Annotated in this window: 15 protein-coding genes; 6 read left to right on the forward strand and 9 right to left on the reverse strand. The window is 73.6% G+C overall.

The window, feature by feature from the left end:
- Nucleotides 1-13: 13 nt before the first annotated feature.
- Together CR165_RS02670 and CR165_RS02675 are read right to left on the reverse strand one after the other, a co-directional pair.
- Entirely contained in the window at nucleotides 14-985 is a 972-nt protein-coding gene (locus CR165_RS02670) for a tripartite tricarboxylate transporter substrate binding protein (RefSeq protein ID WP_181377968.1), read from the reverse strand.
- 23 nt (nucleotides 986-1008) lie between these two features.
- Nucleotides 1009-1344 carry an NIPSNAP family protein gene (locus tag CR165_RS02675; RefSeq protein WP_109515392.1) on the reverse strand — a complete coding sequence of 112 codons (336 nt, stop codon included), beginning with the start codon at nucleotides 1342-1344 and terminating at the stop codon, nucleotides 1009-1011.
- Between the two features lie 177 nt (nucleotides 1345-1521).
- Here CR165_RS02675 and CR165_RS02680 point away from each other — a divergent pair, with 177 nt between their 5' ends.
- A complete protein-coding gene (locus CR165_RS02680) occupies nucleotides 1522-2622 on the forward strand; it encodes a Gfo/Idh/MocA family protein (RefSeq protein WP_109515393.1) in 1101 nt (366 codons plus the stop codon).
- A gap of 15 nt (nucleotides 2623-2637) precedes the next feature.
- Here the strand turns inward: CR165_RS02680 and CR165_RS02685 are convergent, their stop codons facing one another.
- Complete coding sequence (locus CR165_RS02685; RefSeq protein ID WP_109515394.1) at nucleotides 2638-3909, reverse strand: MFS transporter; 1272 nt, start codon at nucleotides 3907-3909, stop codon at nucleotides 2638-2640.
- 118 nt (nucleotides 3910-4027) lie between these two features.
- Between CR165_RS02685 and CR165_RS02690 the strand changes: the two genes are divergently transcribed.
- Entirely contained in the window at nucleotides 4028-4606 is a 579-nt protein-coding gene (locus CR165_RS02690) for a YqaA family protein (protein ID WP_109515395.1), read from the forward strand.
- Nucleotides 4607-4668: 62 nt separating this feature from the next.
- Here CR165_RS02690 and bcp read toward each other — a convergent pair whose 3' ends face one another.
- Both bcp and CR165_RS02700 read right to left on the reverse strand, forming a co-directional pair.
- A complete protein-coding gene (bcp, locus tag CR165_RS02695; protein ID WP_109515396.1) occupies nucleotides 4669-5136 on the reverse strand; it encodes a thioredoxin-dependent thiol peroxidase in 468 nt (155 codons plus the stop codon).
- Complete coding sequence (locus tag CR165_RS02700; protein WP_109515397.1) at nucleotides 5133-8141, reverse strand: bifunctional [glutamine synthetase] adenylyltransferase/[glutamine synthetase]-adenylyl-L-tyrosine phosphorylase; 3009 nt, start codon at nucleotides 8139-8141, stop codon at nucleotides 5133-5135. Before CR165_RS02700 ends, bcp begins: the two co-directional genes overlap by 4 nt.
- 17 nt (nucleotides 8142-8158) lie before the next feature.
- On the opposite strand from CR165_RS02700, the gene CR165_RS02705 reads away from it, so the two are divergent.
- Nucleotides 8159-11386, forward strand: coding sequence for a YhdP family protein (locus tag CR165_RS02705; RefSeq protein WP_109515398.1), 3228 nt, complete (start codon nucleotides 8159-8161; stop codon nucleotides 11384-11386).
- Nucleotides 11387-11420: 34 nt separating this feature from the next.
- Here the strand turns inward: CR165_RS02705 and tyrS are convergent, their stop codons facing one another.
- A complete protein-coding gene (gene tyrS, locus CR165_RS02710) occupies nucleotides 11421-12647 on the reverse strand; it encodes a tyrosine--tRNA ligase (RefSeq protein WP_109515399.1) in 1227 nt (408 codons plus the stop codon).
- 97 nt (nucleotides 12648-12744) lie between these two features.
- Between tyrS and CR165_RS02715 the strand changes: the two genes are divergently transcribed.
- Complete coding sequence (locus tag CR165_RS02715) at nucleotides 12745-13827, forward strand: anhydro-N-acetylmuramic acid kinase (RefSeq protein ID WP_109515485.1); 1083 nt, start codon at nucleotides 12745-12747, stop codon at nucleotides 13825-13827.
- 31 nt (nucleotides 13828-13858) lie between these two features.
- Here the strand turns inward: CR165_RS02715 and CR165_RS02720 are convergent, their stop codons facing one another.
- Nucleotides 13859-14950 (reverse strand): cysteine desulfurase family protein, encoded by a 1092-nt coding sequence (locus tag CR165_RS02720; protein ID WP_109515400.1) that lies wholly within the window; start codon nucleotides 14948-14950, stop codon nucleotides 13859-13861.
- Nucleotides 14947-15426 (reverse strand): Rrf2 family transcriptional regulator, encoded by a 480-nt coding sequence (locus tag CR165_RS02725; protein WP_109515401.1) that lies wholly within the window; start codon nucleotides 15424-15426, stop codon nucleotides 14947-14949. The genes CR165_RS02720 and CR165_RS02725 overlap by 4 nt, the downstream gene beginning before the upstream one ends.
- A gap of 428 nt (nucleotides 15427-15854) precedes the next feature.
- On the opposite strand from CR165_RS02725, the gene CR165_RS02730 reads away from it, so the two are divergent.
- Nucleotides 15855-16523, forward strand: coding sequence for an alpha/beta hydrolase (locus CR165_RS02730; protein WP_109515402.1), 669 nt, complete (start codon nucleotides 15855-15857; stop codon nucleotides 16521-16523).
- Between the two features lie 87 nt (nucleotides 16524-16610).
- On the opposite strand, the gene CR165_RS02735 is transcribed toward CR165_RS02730, so the two are convergent.
- Nucleotides 16611-17627 (reverse strand): serine hydrolase domain-containing protein, encoded by a 1017-nt coding sequence (locus CR165_RS02735; RefSeq protein ID WP_109515403.1) that lies wholly within the window; start codon nucleotides 17625-17627, stop codon nucleotides 16611-16613.
- A gap of 208 nt (nucleotides 17628-17835) precedes the next feature.
- Here CR165_RS02735 and CR165_RS02740 point away from each other — a divergent pair, with 208 nt between their 5' ends.
- Nucleotides 17836-19416, forward strand: a complete 1581-nt coding sequence (locus CR165_RS02740) for an ABC transporter substrate-binding protein (protein WP_109515404.1) — start codon at nucleotides 17836-17838, stop codon at nucleotides 19414-19416.
- Nucleotides 19417-19423 lie beyond the last annotated feature (7 nt).

Here is a 19423-nt window from a genome sequence, read left to right on the forward strand (position 1 = left end):
GCCTTCCTGCCTTTCAGTCCTTCCCCAGCCCCAGTTCGCGCAGCAGCTTCCTGTTGGTTTCGCTCTCCGCCTGGAAGCGCTTGTGGAAGGCGCGCCCGGTGAGGAAGGTGGGCACGGCGTTCAGCCGCTCCGCCGCCAGCCGGAAGGGCTCGCTGGTCACCGCCAGGCGGCAGGCTTCCTCTATGGCGTTGGCCGCCTCGTCCGGGATGTCGGCCGGCGCCACCAGCCCGCCGGCCGAGGTGCCCGCCACGGGCAGCCCCATCTCCTCCGTGGTCGGCACCGCCGGCAGGCCGGGCAGGCGCCGGTTGCCGAACACCGCCAGCACCGGCAGCCCCGTGGCCGCGGGAATCGAGGGGCTCTCCACGAACACCATGATCTGCCCGCCGAGCGCCCCCTGGGCCATCGGGCCGGCGCCGGTATAGGGCACGTGCAGCCCGTCGGCCCCGGCCATGCGGAGGAGCGCGGCCAGCAGGATGTGCTGGGTGCTGCCCTGGCCGGGCGAGCCGAAGACCAGCGCCTCCGGCGCGCTGCGCGCCAGCGCCACCATGCCCTTCAGGTCGCGGAAGGGCATGTCGCGGCTTCCCACCAGCACCTGCGGGTTGTCATAGACCATGCAGAGGTAGCGGAAGCTGTCCACGCTGTAGGACAGGGATTGCAGGTGTGGCTGCGCCGTCAGCGGGTTGTTGGGCGACATGCCGATGGTGTAGCCATCCGGCCGGGCGCGGGCGACCTCGGCGTCGCCGATGGTGCCGGCCGCGCCGCCGCGGTTGACCACCACCACCGGCTGGCCGAGCGCGCGTGCCAGCTCCTGCTGCAGCGCGCGGGCCATCAGGTCGGTGTTGCCGCCGGGCGGGTAGGGCACGACCATCTGCAACGGCCGGCTGGGGAAGCGCTCCTGCGCCCGGGCCGGGAGATGGGTGGCCGCCAGCAGGGCGCTGGCGGCCAGGGCCAGCGCGAGGGCGCCGCGGCGTCGTGTTCTGCGCATGGCGCGGCCGTGCTCGGGCCGGCTCAGCCGCCGACGCGGGCGGGCTGGGGGAAGAACTCGGCGGGGCGCATCAGCGAATTGAGCTGGCTGACCAGGTAGCCGGCCTCGGCGCTGCGGCGCATGAACTCGATCCATTCCGGGTCCGCCTGCATGGCGGCGCGGCGGCGCTCGCGGTCGGCGGCGTTCTCATAGGCCCAGATATGCACGTAGCAGTTCACGTCGCCGGTCTCGGTGACGAGGTAGGCCACCGGCATGCCCAGGTGCCGTGTCTGCGCCGCCAGCCCGTATTCCTGGTACAGCGCCAGCTGCTTGCGGATGGTTCCCGGGCGGCAGACGTAAGTGCGGTGGTCGAGCAGCATGGTTCGTTTTCCTCCGTTGCCGGAGCAGCATGATCCGGGCGCCGGCCCAGAGCAACCCATGTGGCAACCCATGTGGCAACCCATGTGGCAACCCGGGGTGGGCCGGGGTGTTGCCCCATGGGCGCCGGCACGGCGGCGGCCTGGCATTCATCGGCACGGACAGGGCGGGGTTGAGTGATGGCGGAAGGCAAGGTGCGCTACGCGGTGGTGGGCGGCGGCTGGATCTCGCAGGCGGCCTTCATGCCGGCGGTGGCGCGAACGCGGAATTCTGCCCTCGCCGCCATCGTCACCGGCGATGCCGAGAAGCGCGCGGCACTCGGCGCCCGCTACGGCATTCCCGCCTATGACTACGGCGATTACGACAGGCTGCTGGAGTCCGGCGACATCGACGCGGTCTATCTCGCCACCCCCAACTGGCTGCACCGGGAGGGCACGGAAAAGGCGCTGGCGGCCGGCATCCATGTGCTGCTGGAGAAGCCGGCGGCGGCCAGCCTGGAGGATGCGGAGGCGATCCGCGATGCCGCCGCCCGTGCCCGCGCGAAGCTGATGGTGGCCTACCGGCTGCATTTCGAGCCCGCCACCCTGGCGGCGCTGGAGGTGGTGCGCAGCGGCCGGCTGGGGCAGGCGCGCCTGTTCTCCTCCGCCTTCGCGCAGATCGTGGCGCCCGGCAACCACCGCAGCAAGCACGGCTACTGGGCCGGCCCCGTGGTGGATATGGGCCCATACCCGATCAACATGGCGCGGCACGTCTTCGGCGAGGAGCCGGTGGAGATCGCTGCCATCGGCACGCGAGACCCGGCGCTGGAGATGAATTTTGACGACACCGTCTCGGTGTCGATGCGCTTCCCCGGTGGCGGGCTGGCGCAGTTCTCGGTCAGCTATGCCGGGCGGCCGGTGGACCAGTACCGCATCCTCGGCAGCGCGGGCGATCTGGCGGTGGAGCCCGGATTCACCTTCGGCACAGGGCTGCGGCACCGGCTTTCCCTGCCAGGCGGCGTGCAGGAGGAAGGCTTCGCCGCGACCGACCAGTTTGCCGGAGAGCTGGAATATTTCTCGGATTGCGTGCTGCGCGGGCTGGACCCGGAGCCGGATGGCGAGGAAGGCTGGTGCGACATGCGCATCCTCGATGCCATCGAGCGCGCCCTGGCGCAGGGCGGGCGGGTGGCGCTGCCGCCCTTCCAGCGGCGCGCCCGGCCAGTGGCCAGCCAGCGGCGGGAGATCCCGCTGGACGCACCGCCGCCGCCCCTCGTCAACGCGCACGCCCCCGGCGAGGGATGAGCGGCGCGGCGCGGCTCAGGCCGGCACCGCCGCCGGCCGTGCCGCGTCGCGGATCGGCAGGTGCACCAGCGCGGCGAACACGCCGGCCAGGATGCTGATGATCCACATCAGGTCGTAGCTGCCGGTGCGGTCGAAGATGAGGCCGCCCAGCCAGGCGCCGGTGAAGCCGCCGATCTGGTGGCCAAGGAACACCAGGCCGAACACGGTGGCGAGCCAGCGCATGCCGAAGTTGCGGGCGCAGAGCGCCACGGTGGGCGGCACGGTGGAGAGCCACAGGACACCCATCACCGCCGAGAAGGCCAGCACCGTGCCGGTGGTTTTAGGCGCCAGGAAGAAGATGGTCATCAGCACGGCGCGGCTGGCGTAGATCGCCACCAGCAGCTCCCGCCGCCGCCATTTCTGCGTCAGCTCCCCCGAGATCAGCGAGCCCGCCACGTTGAACAGCCCGATCAGGCTGATGGCGCCGGCGCCGACATAGCTGGGCAGGTGACAGCTCGCCACGAAGCCCGGCAGGTGCACCGCCAGGAAGCTGACATGCAGGCCGCAGACGAAGAAGCCGAAGAACAGGCACCAGAAGGAGGTGCTGCGGAAGGCGCGGCGCAGGGTCTGGCCCGCCGTCTCCTCGGCCGCCGCGGCGGCGCGGCCCGCGGCGGTGGTGGGCGGGGGCGCGGGGCGGTCGTTCAGCGGCAGGGCCAGCGGCACCATCAGCAGCGCCGCGCCCGCCATGACCAGCAGCGCGCCCTGCCAGCCGAAGCCGGCGATGCCGAAGCCCGCCAGCGGCACCACCAGGAACTGCCCGAAGGAGGAGCCGGCGGTGCCGAGCCCGGTGGCACGGCCGCGCTGCGATTCCGGCAGCAGCCGCGTCATGCTGGCCATGATCACCGGCATTCCGGCGGCCGAGACCGCGACCCCCATGACCAGCCCGGCGAAGAAGGTGAAGAGCGGCAGCCCGTCGGACAGCGCCATGCCCAGGATGCCCAGCATGTAGAGCACCGCGCCGCCGATGATGACGTTGCGGCCGCCGATCCGGTCCGCCAACTGCCCGCAGAGCGGCTGGGAGATGCCGTTGACCAGCACCTGCAGCGCGATGGCGAAGGCGAAGCCGCTGGCGGTCCAGCCATTGGCGGCGGTCATCGGCGCCAGGAACAGGCCGAAGGATTGCCGCAGCCCCATGGCCAGGGCGGCGGCGCCCACGCCGCAGAGCACCAGGATCATCATGGGGGAGAGGCGGCGCCCGGGTAGGGCGCCGGGGCTGGCCCCCTGGGCTGCGTTGGGTTCGGGCGGCATGGTGCTTCCTCGCGGGCGTCGTTGCGCGAGGATGTCGCCCTCCGCGCGGGGCGGCAAGCCCGCCGCCGGCATGGCTGGGCGGGTTGCCCCGGCGCTGGCGGCATGGGAGAGGCAGGCGATGCTGCGCGCCCTGTACGACCGCATCCTCGCCCTCGCCGGCCACCGCCACGCGGAGCGCTGGCTGGCCGCCGTCTCCTTCACCGAGAGCAGCGTGTTCCCGGTGCCGCCGGATGCGCTGCTGCTGCCCATGTGCCTGTCCCGGCCGGAGCGCGCCTGGCGCTACGCGGCCATCTGCACCGTGGCCTCGGTGCTGGGCGGCCTGGCCGGCTACCTGCTGGGCTTCTTCCTCTACGAGACGCTGGCCGAGCCGCTGCTGCGCGCCTACGGCCAGGAGGGGGCGCTGGCGAATTTCGAGGCATGGTTCAGGGAGTGGGGCGTGGTGGCGGTGCTGGTGATGGGGCTGACCCCCATCCCCTACAAGGCGGTGACCATCGCCGCCGGGGCCGCCGCCTTCAGCCCCGCTGCCTTCATCCTGGCCAGCCTGGTGGCGCGCGGGCTGCGCTTCTTCCTGCTGGCCGGGCTGCTGCGCCGCTACGGCGCGCCGATGCGCGACTTCGTCGAGCGCCGGCTGGCGCTGCTGACCACGCTTGCGGCGGGGTTGCTGGCCGGCGGCGTGCTGGTGCTGCGCGGGGTCTGAGCCGGCGGCGGGGCGGCCGGCGGAGAACCGGCCAGGCCCCGCGCCCAGCCGCCCCTCGTATCTCAGCCCAGCGCCTTCGCCGCCTCCATCACCGCCTTGGCGTGGCCCGGCACCTTCACCTTGCGCCAGACCTTCGCCACGCGGCCGTCGCGGTCGATCAGGAAAGTGCTGCGCTCCATGCCCATGTAGGTGCGGCCATACATGGATTTCTCGACCCAGGTGCCATAGGCCTGCGCCACCGTCTTCTCCGCGTCCGAGGCGAGGGGGAAGGCGAGGCCGTACTTCTCGGCGAATTTCTCGATCGGCTTCATCGGGTCCGGCGAGACGCCGATGACGGCGAGGCCGAGGCCCTGGAGCGCCGGCAGCGCCTCCTGGAAGTCGCAGGCCTCCTTCGTGCAGCCCGAGGTGTCGGCCTTGGGATAGAAATACAGCACGAAGGGCTGCCCCTTCATGGCGGCGAGCGAGACGCTGCGCCCGCCGCTGGCCGGCAGCTCGAACGCCGGGGCGTCCATGCCTTCCTCGATGCTCATCCAGTTCCTCCTGCGAGCCGGCCGAGGCGGCGCTCGAAAATGTCGCGCACCTGCTCGGCCTGGATGCGCATCTGCTGGCGGAAGGCCGGAAGGTCGACCGCGCCCGCATCGGCGCCCGCACCGACGCCCGCCTGGCCCAGCAGCGGCGCCGTGGCGCGCAGCAGGGCGGCGGCGGTGGGGGCGGGCAGCGCCTCCTGCCGCCAGCGGCCGAGCGTCAGCCGCAGCAGGCCGAGGGTGGTGCGCCACAACCGGTCGGCGGCGATCAGCGTCTCCGCCTCCGCCGCCGGCAGCAGCCGGGCGCGGGCGAGGTTGGCCAGGGCCAGCCGCGTGGTGGGCGCCAGCACCTTCGGCTGGCGCGCCGCATGGGCGAGCTGCAGCGCCTGGGCGATGAACTCCACCTCCACCATGCCGCCCGGCATGGCCTTGATGTCCCACGGGCCGTCCACCGGCAGGTCGCGCAGCATGCGGGCGCGCATCGCCACCGCGTCGGCGACCGCGGTCTCGCCCGCATGGGCGATGATGGCGCCGCGCACCGCCTGCCCGATGCGCCGCCGCAGCGCCGGCGGCCCCGCCACGCAGCGGGCGCGGGTGAGCGCCATGCGCTCCCAGGTCCAGGCGCTCTCGGCATGGTAGCGGGTGAAGGCGGAGAGCGAGGTGGCCACCGGCCCCTTGTTGCCCGAGGGGCGCAGCCGCATGTCCGCCTCGTAGAGCTTGCCCTCCGCGCCGGGGGCGGTGATGGCGCCGATCACCTGCTGCGCCAGCCGGCTGAAATAGACGCTGGGCGGCAGGGAACGCGGCCCGCCGCGGCTTTCCTCGGCATCCTCCGGGTGGTCGTAGATCAGCACCAGGTCGAGGTCGGAGCCCGGCAGCATCTCCTGCCCGCCCAGCTTACCCAGCGCCACCACCGCCAGCGCGCCGCCGCGCACCTTGCCGAAGCGGGCGGCGAATTCCCGCGCGACATGCGGCAGCAGGGCGCCGATGGCGGCATCCGCCAGGGCGCTGCGCGCGGCGCCGGCGGCATCGGCGTCGAGCACGCCCTCCAGCGCCGCGGCGTCGATCTCGAACTTGCCCTCGGTCACCATGCGGCGGGCGCCGTCCAGCGCCTCCTCGAAGTGGCGCGCCTGCTTCAGCAGGGCGGGCAGCACGGCGGCGGCGGCGCCGGGGTCGTCGCCGCCGCCGCCGCCGCCGGCCAGCAACCCGTCGAGCGAGGCGGGGTTGTTGGCGAGATGGTTGGCCAGCGCCGGCGCCGCGCCGAGAATGCCCGCCACGCGCCGCAAGAGTGCCGGGTTGCGATGGAACAGCGACAGCATCTGCACCCCCGCCGCCATGCGCGAGAGCACGGTGTCGAACCGCGCCAGCGCCGCGTCCGGCTCGCGCTGCGCGGCGAAGGCGGCGAGCAGCGTCGGCATCAGCTGGGTCAGCAGCTCGCGCGCCCGCTCGCTGCGGGTGGCGCGCAGCCGGCCGTGGTGCCAGCCGCGCACCATTCCGGCCACCTGGGCGGGCTGCGCGTAGCCCATGGCGGAGAGGGTGGCGAGGGTCTCCGGGTCGTCCTGCGCCCCGGTGAAGACGAGGCTGCCGCCGGCCCCCTCCGCGCCCGTGTCGTGGCTGAGCGCCGGCTCGCGCTCGAACATCTGTGCGTAGCGCTGCTCCACCCGGTTGAGATGGCCGGTGAGGGTGGCGGCGAAGCTGGGCGTGTCGGGGAAGCCCATGAAGCTGGCGATGCGCGCCAGCCCCTCCTCATCCTCCGGCAGGCGCTGGGTCTGGCGGTCCGCCACCATCTGCAGCCGGTGCTCGACATCGCGCAGGAAGACATAGGCATCGGCGAGGTCGGCGGCGGCGCGGCGTTCGATGCGCCCGGCCGCGGCCAGCGCCGCCAGCGCGCCGAGCGTGGTGGGGTCGCGCAGCCCCGGGTCGCGCCCGGCCCAGATCAGCTGCAGCACCTGGGTGGTGAACTCGATCTCGCGGATGCCGCCGCGGCCGAGCTTCACGTCGTGCCCGGCCACGCGCACCTCCGCATGCGCGCCGCGCGCGCCATGCGCCACGTGGATCTGCCGCTTGATCGAATGGATGTCGGCGATCATCGCGAAGTCGAGGTGGCGGCGCCAGACGAAGGGGCGGATCTCGCTCAGGAAGTGCTCGCCCAGCGCCCGGTCGCCGCCGACGGGCCGGGCCTTGATCATCGCCGCCCGCTCCCAGTTCTGGCCGAGCGATTCGTAGTAGGAGATGGCGGTGGCGATGTTGACGGCGAGCGGCGTGGCCGCCGGGTCGGGGCGCAGCCGCAGGTCGGTGCGGAAGACGTAGCCACCCGCCGTGCGCTCCTCCATCAGCTTCACCAGGTCGCGGGCGATGCGGACATAGAGGCCGCCGGCACGCTCGGCGTTGCAGGCGGCGGCCAGGGGGTCGTAGAGGACCATCAGGTCGATATCGGAGGAGTAGTTGAGTTCGCCGCCGCCCAGCTTGCCCATGCCCAGGATGACCAGCCCCGAGCCGCGCGCCACCCCGCGCGAATCGCGGGCCCCCGCGCGCGGCAGACGCAACTCCCCACGCCCGGCCGCCTCGCGGAGCAGATGCGCGCAGGCATAGTCGATCGCCGCCTCCGCCAGGGTGGAGAGCGCGCCCGTCACCCGGTCCAGCGGCCATTGCCCGGCCAGGTCGGCGGCGGCGATGATCAGCGCCGCCTGCCGCTTGGCCTGGCGCAGCAGCGCCGCCACGGCCGGGCGCGCCGCATCCGGGTCGGCACGGCCGAGCGGGTCCAGCGCCAGGGCGAAGGCGTCGTCCGGCCCGCGCTCGGCATAGCGCAGCAGGGTGGCGCTCTCCCGCTCGGCCAGTTCGGCCAGATAGGGGCTGTGGCCGCCCAGCGCCGCCAGCAGGGCGGTGCCGGCCGGGGTGGCGGCATAGGCCCGCTCGGCCGCGCCGCGTTCGGCGAAGGCCTCCAGCAGCCGTTGCGCGGCCATCCGGTCGTGCGGGGCGGGCAGGGTTCGGGCGGGGAGAGTCGCGGGGCGCATGGCAGGAGAGCCAACCCATGCGCCGGCTGAGCGGTCAAGCCCTGCGTTGCTGCGGCTGGCTCGGCGGCTGGCTGGGCCGCACCCTGTTGGCGCTGCTGCTGGTCTCGGGCCTCGGCCTCGCGGCGCTGTCCTGGCGGCTGTCGCAGGGGCCGCTGCACCTGCCCGTGCTGGCCTCGGTGCTGGAGGACATGGCGCCGCGGCTGGGGCTGGAGGAGGCGCTGGAGGTGGAGGATGTCGCCATCGCCTGGTCCGGCTTCCGGCAGGCGGACCGCTCTCCGCTGGAGTTGCGGATCAGCGGCGTGCGGCTGCGCGACGCCGCGGGCGCGGTGCGGCAGGAGCTGCCGGATGCCACCGTGACCCTGGCCTTCGGCGAGCTGCTGCGCGGCACGGTGATGCCGTTGCGCATCGCCGTGCAGAAGCCGAACGTGGTGCTGGAGCGCGCCGCGGATGGCAGCGTCACCCTGGCCCTCGGCCGCACCCCGCCGCAGCCCTCGCCCGAGGCGCCGGCCACCCCCTCCGCCGAGGGCGGCGATGTGCTGCGCGGCCTGATCGGGCCGGAGGCGGAGGACACGCCACTCGGCGCGCTGCGGCGGCTGGACCTCGCCGATGGGCGCCTGACCATCCTCGACCGCCAGCTGAACCTGGTCTGGCGGCTGGAGGCGGTGAATCTGGCGCTGCGCCGCCTGCCGGGCGGCGGGGCGGAGGGCGAGGGCAGCGCCGCGCTGCGCCTGCCGGATCATGGCGCGCCGCTGCCGGTGCGCCTCGCCGGCCGGGTGGAGGGCGCCCTGGAGCGGCTGGAGGGCAGCCTGTCCCTGCCGGCGCTGGAGCCGGCCCGCATCGCCCGGCTGATGCCCGCCCTGGCGCCGCTGGCGCTGTTCGACGCGCCGGCCTCGCTCGAGATCTCCGGCCGGCTGGACGGGCGGCAGGCAGGCGCCCTGCCGCAGCTTGACCTGAAGCTGGAGGCGGGGCCGGGCGGCATCGTCCATGCCGGGCGGCGCATCGCCTTCGCCGGCCTGTCGCTGGCGGCGGAAGGCAACCCGGCGGCGCTGGAGCTGCGCCGGCTGCGCCTCGCCCTGCCGGCGGTGGCGCGGGAGAACGGCACCGCCACGCCGGCGCCGCCGGTGATCGAGGCCAGCGGCCAGGCACGGCTGGAGGGCGGGCGCTGGCGCGCCGGGCTGGACCTCTCCCTGGCCACGCTCGCCGCCGCCGATCTCGGCGCCTACTGGCCGGAAGGGGTGGTCCCCGGCGCCCGGAAGTGGGTGGTGGAGAACGTCACCGGCGGTGCCTTCCAAGGTGGCCGGTTCGCGCTTGCCGCCGAGGCGGCGGCCGATCTTTCGGGGCTGCGCGTCACCGCGCTGGACGGCACGCTGGGGCTCGAGCAGGGGGTGGTGCACTGGCTGCGCCCCATCCCGCCGCTCGAGGGGGTGGCGGCCACGGCGCGCTTCGGCCTGAAGGAGATCCGCATCGAGGCCGCCACGGCGCGGCAATCGGGCACGGCGCTGAACAGCCCGGGCGCGGTGATCCGCTTCCACGGGCTGGACGGCAGCCAGGAGCAGGCCGAGATCGAGGCGAAGCTGCGCGGCCCGGTGCCGGAGGTTGTGGCGCTGATCCGCCACCCGCGGCTGAAGCTGTTCGAGAAGCGGCCGCTCGACCTGAAGGAGCCGGGCGGCCAGATGGAGGGCACGCTGCGGCTGGCCTTCCCGCTCCTGGAGGACATACCCTCCGAGGTGCTGCGGGTGCAGGTGCAGGCGAGGCTGACCCAGTTGCGCCTGGCCGATGTGGTGCTGGGCAAGCGGCTGGAACGCGGCACCGCCGAGCTCAGCGTGACCAACAGCACGCTGAAGGCCAGCGGCAACGCGCAGCTCGACGGCATCCCGACCCAGCTCAGCGTGGAGATGGATTTCCGCCCCGGCCCCGCCACCCAGGTGGTCGAGCGCATCCGCGCCGAGGCGAGGCCGGATGCCGCCCGCATCGCCGATTTCGGGCTGGACCTGGAGGGCTTCGTGGCCGGCCCGGTCGGCGTGCAGGCGGTGATGGAGAAGCGCCGCGCCGGCGACATGCGCGTCAGCATCAATGGCGACCTGCGCGAGAGCCGCATGACGCTCACCCCCTTCGCCTGGAGCAAGCCGCCTGGCCAGCCCGCCACCGCCCAGGCCGAGCTGCGGGTGGAGGGGGAATCGCTGCGGGCGGTGGAGAGCTTCCGCGTCACCGCACCCTCGCTCTCGGCGCGGGGGCGGGTGGGCTTCGCCGCCGCCAGCCGGCCGGAGCGGGTGGACGTGGCCGAGGCCGCCATCTTCGCCGGCCGCTTCGCCGCGCAGGCCTGGCCGCCGGCGCGGCCCGGCACGCCCTGGCGCTTCCGCCTGGAGGGGCCGGTGCTGGACCTCGGCCCGGCGCTGGCCGCGCAGGACGCCGCCGGTGGCGACGCGGCCGGCGGCGACGGCCCGCCCGTGGCGGTGGAAGGCCGGTTCGACCAGGTGCGGCTGGGCGAGGGGCGCGTACTGGCCGGTGTCGCCGGCCGTGCGCTGGCCGATGCGCGCGGCGTGCTGCGCGAGGCCCGCTTCACCGGCCAGACCGGCCCGGGCGGCGGCTTCGACGTGGCGGTGACGCCGGATGGCGCGGGCCGCGCCCTGCGCCTGCACGCCGAGAATGCCGGCGACCTGCTGCGCGCCTTCGACGTGCTGCGCACCGTGCAGGGCGGGCGGCTGGCGGTCACCGGCCGCTGGCCGGGCAACGCCCCGGGGGCGACGCTCGGCGGCACGGCGGAGATGGAGAATTTCTCCGTCAGCGAGGCGGAGGGCATCGGCAAGCTGCTGCAGGCACTCACCGTCTATGGCGTGTTCGACGCGGTGCGCGGCCCGGGCCTCAGCTTCTCCCGCATGGTGGCGCCGTTCCGGCTGACGCCGGAGACGCTGTTCGTGCAGGAGGCGCGCGCCTTCTCCGCCTCGCTCGGCGTCACGGCGAAGGGCAGCATCCCGCGGCATGGCGGCGCGATCGATCTGGAGGGCACCATCGTGCCCGCCTATGTCCTCAACTCGCTGCTGGGGCAGATCCCGCTGCTCGGGCGGCTGTTCAGCCCGGAGCAGGGAGGCGGGCTGTTCGCCGCCACCTGGCGGATGCGCGGGCCGGTGCAGGACCCCGCCGTCTCGGTGAACCCGCTGGCGGCGCTGACGCCGGGCTTCCTGCGCGGGCTGTTCGGTGGCGGCGCCGCGCCGGGGCAGCAGCCAGCGCCACCCGCGGAACGCTGACGCGGAACCCGGCGCGGGCCGGGTTCCGCACCGGTCAGGCGGCCGGGCGCACCAGCACGTGGCGCTTGCGGCCGGCGGAGAGCTTGGCCGCGCCGTCGCGCAGATCGGCCGCCGAAACCTCCAGCGCCTCGTCGGTGATGGCGGCGTCGTTCAGCCGCAGCCCGCCCTGGCGGATCAGCCGGCGCGCCTCGCCCTTGCTGGCGGCGAAGCCCGCCTGCACGGCGAGGTCGATCGCCGGCGCCGGCAGGGGTGCCGCGATCGAGGGCAGCGTCTCGGCCGCCTGGCCCTCCTCGAAGGCGCGGCGCGCCGTCTCGGCGGCAAGCGTGGCGGCTTCCCGCCCGTGCAGCAGGGCGGTGGCCTCGGTGGCCAGGATCTTCTTGGCCTCGTTCACCTCCGAGCCGGCCAGCGCGCCGAGGCGGCGCACCTCCTCCATCGGCAGCTCGGTGAACAGCGCCAGGAAACGGCCGACATCCGCGTCCTCCATGTTGCGCCAGAACTGCCAGTAATCGTAGGGCGCGAGGCGGTCGGGGTTCAGCCAGACGGCGCCGCCGGCGGTCTTGCCCATCTTGGTGCCGGAGGCGGTGGTCAGCAGCGGCGTGGTCAGGCCGAACACCTCCGCGCCGTCGCAGCGCCGGTTCAGCTCCACCCCCATGATGATGTTGCCCCACTGGTCGGAGCCGCCCATCTGCAGCGCCACCCCGTGCCGCCGCCGCAGCTCCAGGAAGTCGTAGGACTGGAGCAGCATGTAGTTGAACTCGAGGAAGGAGAGCGGCTGCTCGCGGTCCAGCCGCAGCTTCACGCTGTCCATCGTCAGCATGCGGTTGACGCTGAAGTGGCGGCCGATGTCGCGCAGGAAGGGGATGTAGAGGAGCTGGTCCAGCCAGTCCTTGTTGTCCACCATCATTGCGTCCGTCGGGCCCTCGCCGAAGGACAGGAAGGCGGCGAAGGTCTTGCGGATGCCGGCCTTGTTGACCTCGATCTGCTCGTCGGTCAGCAGGGGCCGGGCCTCGTCGCGGAAGGAGGGGTCGCCGATGCGGGTGGTGCCGCCGCCGAGCAGCGCCACCGGGCGGTGCCCCGTCTTCTGCAGCAGCCGCAGCATCATGATCGAGAGCAGGTGGCCGACATGCAGGCTGTCGGCCGTGCAGTCGAAGCCGACATAGGCGGGAAGCGGCCCCTGCTTCATGCGCGCGGCCATCGCCGCCTCGTCCGTCACCTGGTGGATGTAGCCGCGCTCGCGCGCGACATGCAGGAACTCGTCCATCGTCGCCTTTGTCCGCTTCATGTCCCAGCCCGGCCCCAAGAGTTGTTCCCCGGGGGACTTCCGCTGGCGCTGCGCCCCTAGCACAGTGCGCGCCATGCTGCGAACCATTGGTCTGATGAGTGGCACCTCGCTGGATGGCGTGGATGCCGCGTGGGTTGAAACCGACGGAGACCGGATCGGCCGGGTGGGGCCGAGCCTGACGCTGCCCTACGAGCCGGAACTGCGGCGGGACCTGCGGAAGCTGCTGGATATGGCGGGCGACCTGCCGGCCGACGACCCCTTCCTGCTCGACTGCGAGCGGCGCGTGACGGAGCGCCACGCCGAGGCGGTGATCCGCCTCGGCCAGCCGGCCGAGCTGCTCGGCTTCCACGGCCAGACCATCCTGCACCGCCCGGCGGCGGGCCGGCCGGGCGAGGGCCGCACCTGGCAGATCGGCGACGCGGCGCTGCTGGCGCGCGCCACCGGCCTCCGCGTCGCGCATGATTTCCGCAGCGCCGACGTGGCGGCGGGCGGGCAGGGGGCGCCGCTGGTGCCGATCGTCCATGCCGTGATGGCGGCCGACCTGCCGAAGCCGCTGGCCATCCTGAATTTGGGCGGCGTCGGCAATGTCACCTGGATCGGCGCCGACCACCGATTGGTGGCCTTCGACACCGGCCCCGCCAACGGCCCGCTGGACGACTGGGCGCGCCGCGCCACCGGCGCCGACTATGACAAGGACGGCCGGCTGGCGCTCGCCGGGCAGCCGGATGGCGCGGTGCTGGGGCGGCTGCTGGCGCATCCCTACCTCGCCGCGCCGCCGCCCAAATCGCTGGACCGGCTGGATTTCGACCGCGCGCTGCGCGAGGCGGGCGCGGCCGAGCTCTCCCCGGCCGATGGCGCGGCGACGCTGGTGGCGTTCTGCGCCTGCGCCGTGGCGGCGGCGGGCCGGCACTTCCCCGAGCCGCCACGGCAATGGCTGGTGGCCGGCGGCGGCCGGCGCAACCCGGCGCTGATGCGCGCCCTGGCCAGCGCCCTGGCCGAGCCGGTGCGCCCGGTGGAGGTGGCCGGCTGGGATGGCGACGCGCTGGAAGCCCAGGCCTTCGGCGTGCTGGCAGCGCGGGTGGCGAAGGGCCTGCCGCTGACCTATCCCGGCACCACCGGCACGCCGGAGCCGCTGACGGGGGGGCGCCTGACCGCCTGACTCCGTGCCGCCCCCTCCGGGGCCGCGCGGCTCAGGCGCCGCGCGGCCGCAGCCGGGCGCGCATCGCCGCGTGCGCGGCGAGGAAGCGGGTGGCGGCGTCTGGTGCCGCGTTCCAGGGCAGCGAGACGCGGATGGCGCAGGCCGCGTCGGCCTCCAGCCCCATGGCGCGCAGCACCGGGCTCGGCCCCACCTTGCCCGAGGAGCAGGCGGCGCCGGAGGAAACCCGCACCCCGGCGAGATCCAGCGCGATCACCTGCGTCTCGGCGGGCACGCCGGGCAGCACCAGGCAGGCGGTGTTGGGCAGGCGCGGCGCCGCGCCGCCCGCCACCGGCAGGCCGGCGCCGGCCTCGATGGCGTCCCGCAGCGCGGCGAGGCGCCCGGCCTCCTCCGGCTCGAGCGCCGCCACGGCGGCGGCGAAGCCGGCGATGGCGGGCAGCGCCTCGGTGCCGCCGCGCCGGCCGCGCTCCTGCCCGCCGCCCGGCAGCAGCGCCGGAATGTCCAGCCCCGGCCGCAGCAGCAGCGCGCCGGCCCCCTTCGGCCCGCCCAGCTTGTGGGCGGAGAGGGCGAGCGAATCAGCGCCCAGCCCTTCCAGCGTCACCGGCAGGCGGCCGGCGGCCTGCACCGCGTCCACATGCAGCAGCGCGCCATGGGCGCGGCACAGCGCCGCGGCCTCGGCCAGCGGGTGCAGCACGCCGGTCTCGTTGTTGGCGGCCATCAGGCAGATCAGGGCGGGGCCGCCCGTGGCCAGGGCGGCCTCCAGCGCAGCGAGGTCCAGCGTGCCGTCCGGCCGCACGGGCAGGGTCTCCACCGCCGGGCCGGCGCGCAGGATGGCCGGGTGCTCGGTGGCGCCGGCCAGGATGCGCCGGCCGGCGCCCAGCCCGTGCAGCGCCAGGGCATTGGCCTCGGTCGCGCCGGCGGTGAAGACGAGGTCCCGCGGCCGGCCGCCGAAGCGGGCGGCGATGGTGGCGCGCGCCTGTTCCAGCAGCTGCCGCGCCGCGCGGCCCTCGGCATGGATGGAGGAGGGGTTGCCGGTCAGCTCCAGCGCCGCCAGCACGGCCTGCCGCGCCTCGGGGCGCAGCGGCTCCGTGGCGTTGGCATCCAGGTAGAGGGAGGGCGCGCTCATGCCGGCTTCGAGGGGGCTTCCGGGGCCGGGGGGATGGCGCGTCCGCAGACCCGGCCCTCCACCACGTCCAGCAGGGTGGTGTGCTGGAGGAAGAGGCGGATCTGCTCCCCCAGCTCGTGCCACAGATCGTGCGTCAGGCAGCGCTTGCCGGCGAGGCAGCCGGGCGAGCCTTCCTCGCAGCGCGTGGCGACGATCGGCTCGTCCACGGCGTCGATGATGGTGCCGATGGCGATGCTCTCCGGCGCCAGGGCCAGGCGGTAGCCGCCCCCCGGCCCGCGGGCCGAGGCGACCAGCCCGGCGCGCCGGAGCCGCGCGAAGAGCTGCTCCAGATAGGCGACCGAGAGGCATTGCGCCTGGGCTATCTCGGACAGGCTGACGGGCCGCTCCCGGGCCGAAATGACATCTGCGCCTGCCGCATGGCTGTCATCCGCCGGGGGCTGGCCTCGCGCGCGCGCGGCCAGCTCGACCATTGCCATGACAGCGTATCGTCCACGTGTAGACAGGCGCATCAATCGGTTCTTCCTGTCTGAACCGGATCGGGCCGCTCAGGGGCGGCTAGCAAGAAAGCCACACCGGGCTGATGCCCATGACATGAATTCCGTTATGAAAGCGACGATGTGTTGCCTATATTGATCGCGTCGCGGGGAGCGGAAGCCTGCCCCGGGACGACAAAGGCATGACGGACGCCAGACGCCCACGGCGCACTTGCCGTGGAGAGGGAAGCTATTGATCCCGACTGTGCGAGTCAACATTGGCCGCCGGAAGGGTGAGCCCGGTCTGTGCTGAACAGCCCCCTGTGGGGGCAGTGCCTTTGGCCGGCCCGGCCGCCCTGCGGGGACCGACGGGCCATCATGGTTTCCCAACCGGGCGCTGCCGCGCCCACCGCACTGGATGCAAGGGGACGATGCCTGAGGTGATGTTTGCCGGGCCTGATGGCCGGCTGGAGGGTCGTTACCACCACGCGAAGCAGCCCAATGCCCCTGTGGCGCTGGTGCTGCACCCGCACCCGCTGCATGGCGGGACCATGAACAACCGGGTGGTGCATGCGCTCTATACGCGCTTCCAGAATATGGGTTTCTCCACCCTGCGCTTTAACTTCCGCGGCGTGGGCCGCAGCCAGGGCCGCTACGATGGCGGCATCGGCGAGATCTCGGACGCCGCCGCGGCGCTCGACTTCCTGCAGGCGGTGAACCCGAACGCCTCGATGCTGTGGGTGGCCGGCTATTCCTTCGGCTCGTATGTCGGCATGCAGCTGCTGATGCGGCGGCCGGAGATGGGCGGCTTCGTCTCCATCTCCACCCCGGCCAGCCACTACGATTTCGGCTTCCTTGCGCCATGCCCCTGTTCCGGGCTGATCCTGCACGGGGCCGAGGACGAACTGGTGCCGGAATCCTCCGTCCGCAAGCTGGTGGACAAGCTGAACACGCAGCGCGGCATCGCCATCGACTACCGCGTGCAGGAAGGCGCCGGGCACGTCTTCACCGCCGAGCAGACGGAGAAGGTGGCCAACGCCGCCGAGGACCATGTGCGCACCATGCTGAACCGCGCCCGGATGGCCATGGCGGCCGACTGACCGCCCGGCCTCGACAACGCTGCAAAGCCCGCAAAGGGGCCGGATGGCACAAGCCTCCGGCCCCTTTTCGTTGTGGCCCGCCGGCGCTCAGGCCGCGCGCAGGGCGGGGATGAGGGCCTCCTCCACCAGCGCGTGCAGCGCCCGCGCATGGCCGCCGGCACCGCCCGAGGGCTGGTCCGGGTCCGAGATCATGACGATGCTGGCCTCGAGCCCCGGCAGCACATGCGCCATCTGCCCGCCATAGCCCCAGGCATAGGCGCGCTCCTCGCCGCCGGGCTGGTCGAGGAACCAGCCATAGCCATGCGCGTCGCCGGTGAAGACGGAACGGGTGCGCGGTGTCCAGCAGGCCCGCACCCAGGCCTCGGGCAGCACCTCGGCACCCTGCCAGCGCCCGCCCTGGCAGTGCATCTCGGCGAAGCGCAGCAGCGCGCGGGGCGAGAGCAGCATGTCGTTGCCGCCGAAATAGACTCCCTGCGGGTCGCGCGGCCAGGGCGGGATCTCGATGCCGAGCGGCCCGCCCAGCCAGTCCCGCGCCAGGGCCAGGGTGCTGCGCCCGGTGCGCCGCGTCAGGATGGCCGAGAGCAGGTGCGAATTGCCGGTGGAATAGAGCATCGGCCCGCCCGGATCGGCCACGAAGGGGCGGGCGAGGGCGGCGCGCACCCAGTCCCGGCTCGTCACCCAGGCGCCGTAATAGGGGCCGGAGGTGCGCTCCAGCCCCGCCTGCATGGACAGGAGGTGGCCGATGGTGACCTGCGCCAGCCGCGGGTCGGCGTCGCGCGGCAGGCTGGCGCGCAGCAGGGGCGCGATGCGCTGCTCCGTTCCCTCCAGCAGGCCGCGCGCGATGGCGGCGCCCACCAGCGCGGCGATGACCGCCTTGGAGACGGATTTCACGTTCACCGGGCGCTCCGGCGGCGGCCCGTTGAAGCGGCGCTCCAGCAGCACCGTGCCGCCGCGCGCCACGATCAGCGTGCGCAGCTGCGGCATAGCGGCCGCCTGCTCCAGCGCCGCGGCGAAGGCGCCCGGTGCGGCCCTGGCCTGGCGCGCGAGCAGCAGGGCGGGCAGGGCCAGCAGGACGGAGCGGCGTGCAGCGTGGGGAGGGAGCATGCCGCCGGATATGGTCGCGCCACGCCGGGGCGGGAGGGGAGGGCGATGTATCGCATGGCGCGCCCCATCGCGGAACGCAGTCCACGCGCGGCATGTGTCGCCCTGCGAGTTTGCAGGCGCTCACGGGAAAGTTCGCGGATGGAACGAACCGCCCTGGCTGGGTCTTGAGCGCGTGCTAGCGTCTCCGTGACAACAGGGAGACAGAACCATGATGCGTTTCGCCGCCCGTTGGGCTGCCTGCGCCACGCTGGGTTGCCTCGCCGCACTGCCTGCCGCCGCCTCGGCCAACACGCTCACCATCGCGGCGATGACCTCGCCCAGCGCGCTGGACCCGCACTACCATTCGACCAACAACAACAACATGGCGTTGCGGCAGATCTTCGATCCGCTGATCAACGAGGCGAACAACGGCAAGCTGGTGCCGGGCCTCGCCGAATCCTGGCGCGTGGTCGACGACCTGACCTGGGAGATCAAGCTCAAGCCCGGCGTGCGCTTCCACGACGGCACGCCCTTCGGGGCGGAGGACCTGGCCTTCACCTTCAACCGCGTGCCGAACGTGCCGAACAGCCCGGGGCCGTTCACGCCTTACGTGCGCAGCATCAAGTCGGTCGAGGTGGTGGACCCGGTGACGGTGCGCATCCACACGCACCAGCCCAACCCGTTCCTCGACTACGACCTGACGCGCATCATGATGCTCTCCCGCAGCATCCATGCGGATGCCACGACGGGCGGCTTCAACACCGGCAAGCTGGCGATCGGCACCGGCGCCTACCGCTATGCCGGTTTCATCCTGAACGAGCGGCTGACGCTGGAGGCCAACCCCGGTTTCCATGGCGGCAAGCCGGGCTGGGACAAGGTGGAGACGCGCTACGTCTCCAATTCCGGCGCGCGCGTCGCCGCCATCCTCGCCGGCGAGGTGGACCTGATCGACAGCGTGCCGGTGCAGGACGTGGCGCGGCTGAAGCGCGAGGCGGCCATCGAGGTCTATGGCACGGAGAGCTACGGCACCGCCTATCTCTTCCCCGACAGCGACCGCGAGAACGCCCCCTTCATCACCGACAAGCAGGGCCGCCCGCTGGCGAAGAACCCGCTGCGCGACACGCGCGTGCGCGAGGCGCTCTCGCTCGGCATCAACCGCCAGGGCATCGTGGACCGGCTGCTGGCCGGGCAGGGCGCGCCGGCCGAGCAGTTCGCGCCCCCCGCCGTGGCCGACCGCGCGCCCGGCCTGCCGCCCCTGGAGTATGACGTGGCCCGCGCGCGGAAGCTGCTGGCCGAGGCCGGCTATCCGGACGGCTTCCGCATGACCATCCACGGCCCGAACGGCTTCTTCACCAGCGATGGCGATGTGCTCCAGGCCATCGCGCAGGGCTTCAGCCGCGTCGGCGTGGAAACCCAGGTGGAGGTGCTGCCGCCGGCCAACTTCTTCACCCGCGCCACCAACCGCGACTTCGCGCTGTTCATGACCACCTACACCTCGAACCTGGCGGCCAACACGCTGCGCCAGGTGGTGATGACGCGCGACCCGGAGGCGGGCAACGGCCCCTTCAACCGCCAGCGCTACTCCAACCCGGCGCTGGACCGCCCGATCGGCGAGGCGATGCGCACCATGGACCCCGCCCGCCGCCAGGCACTGACCACCGAGGCGATGCGCGTGGCGGTGCAGGACAAGGCGGTGATCCCGGTCTTCTACCTGCGCGTCAACTGGGCCGCCCGCAAGGACCGCCTGACCTACGAGCCGAGCCCGAACTGGGACACCACCGCCCTGTTCGCCACCCCCGTCAGCCGCTGAGACCGGA

Source organism: Teichococcus aestuarii, from assembly GCF_003116135.1.
GTDB lineage: Bacteria > Pseudomonadota > Alphaproteobacteria > Acetobacterales > Acetobacteraceae > Pseudoroseomonas > Pseudoroseomonas aestuarii.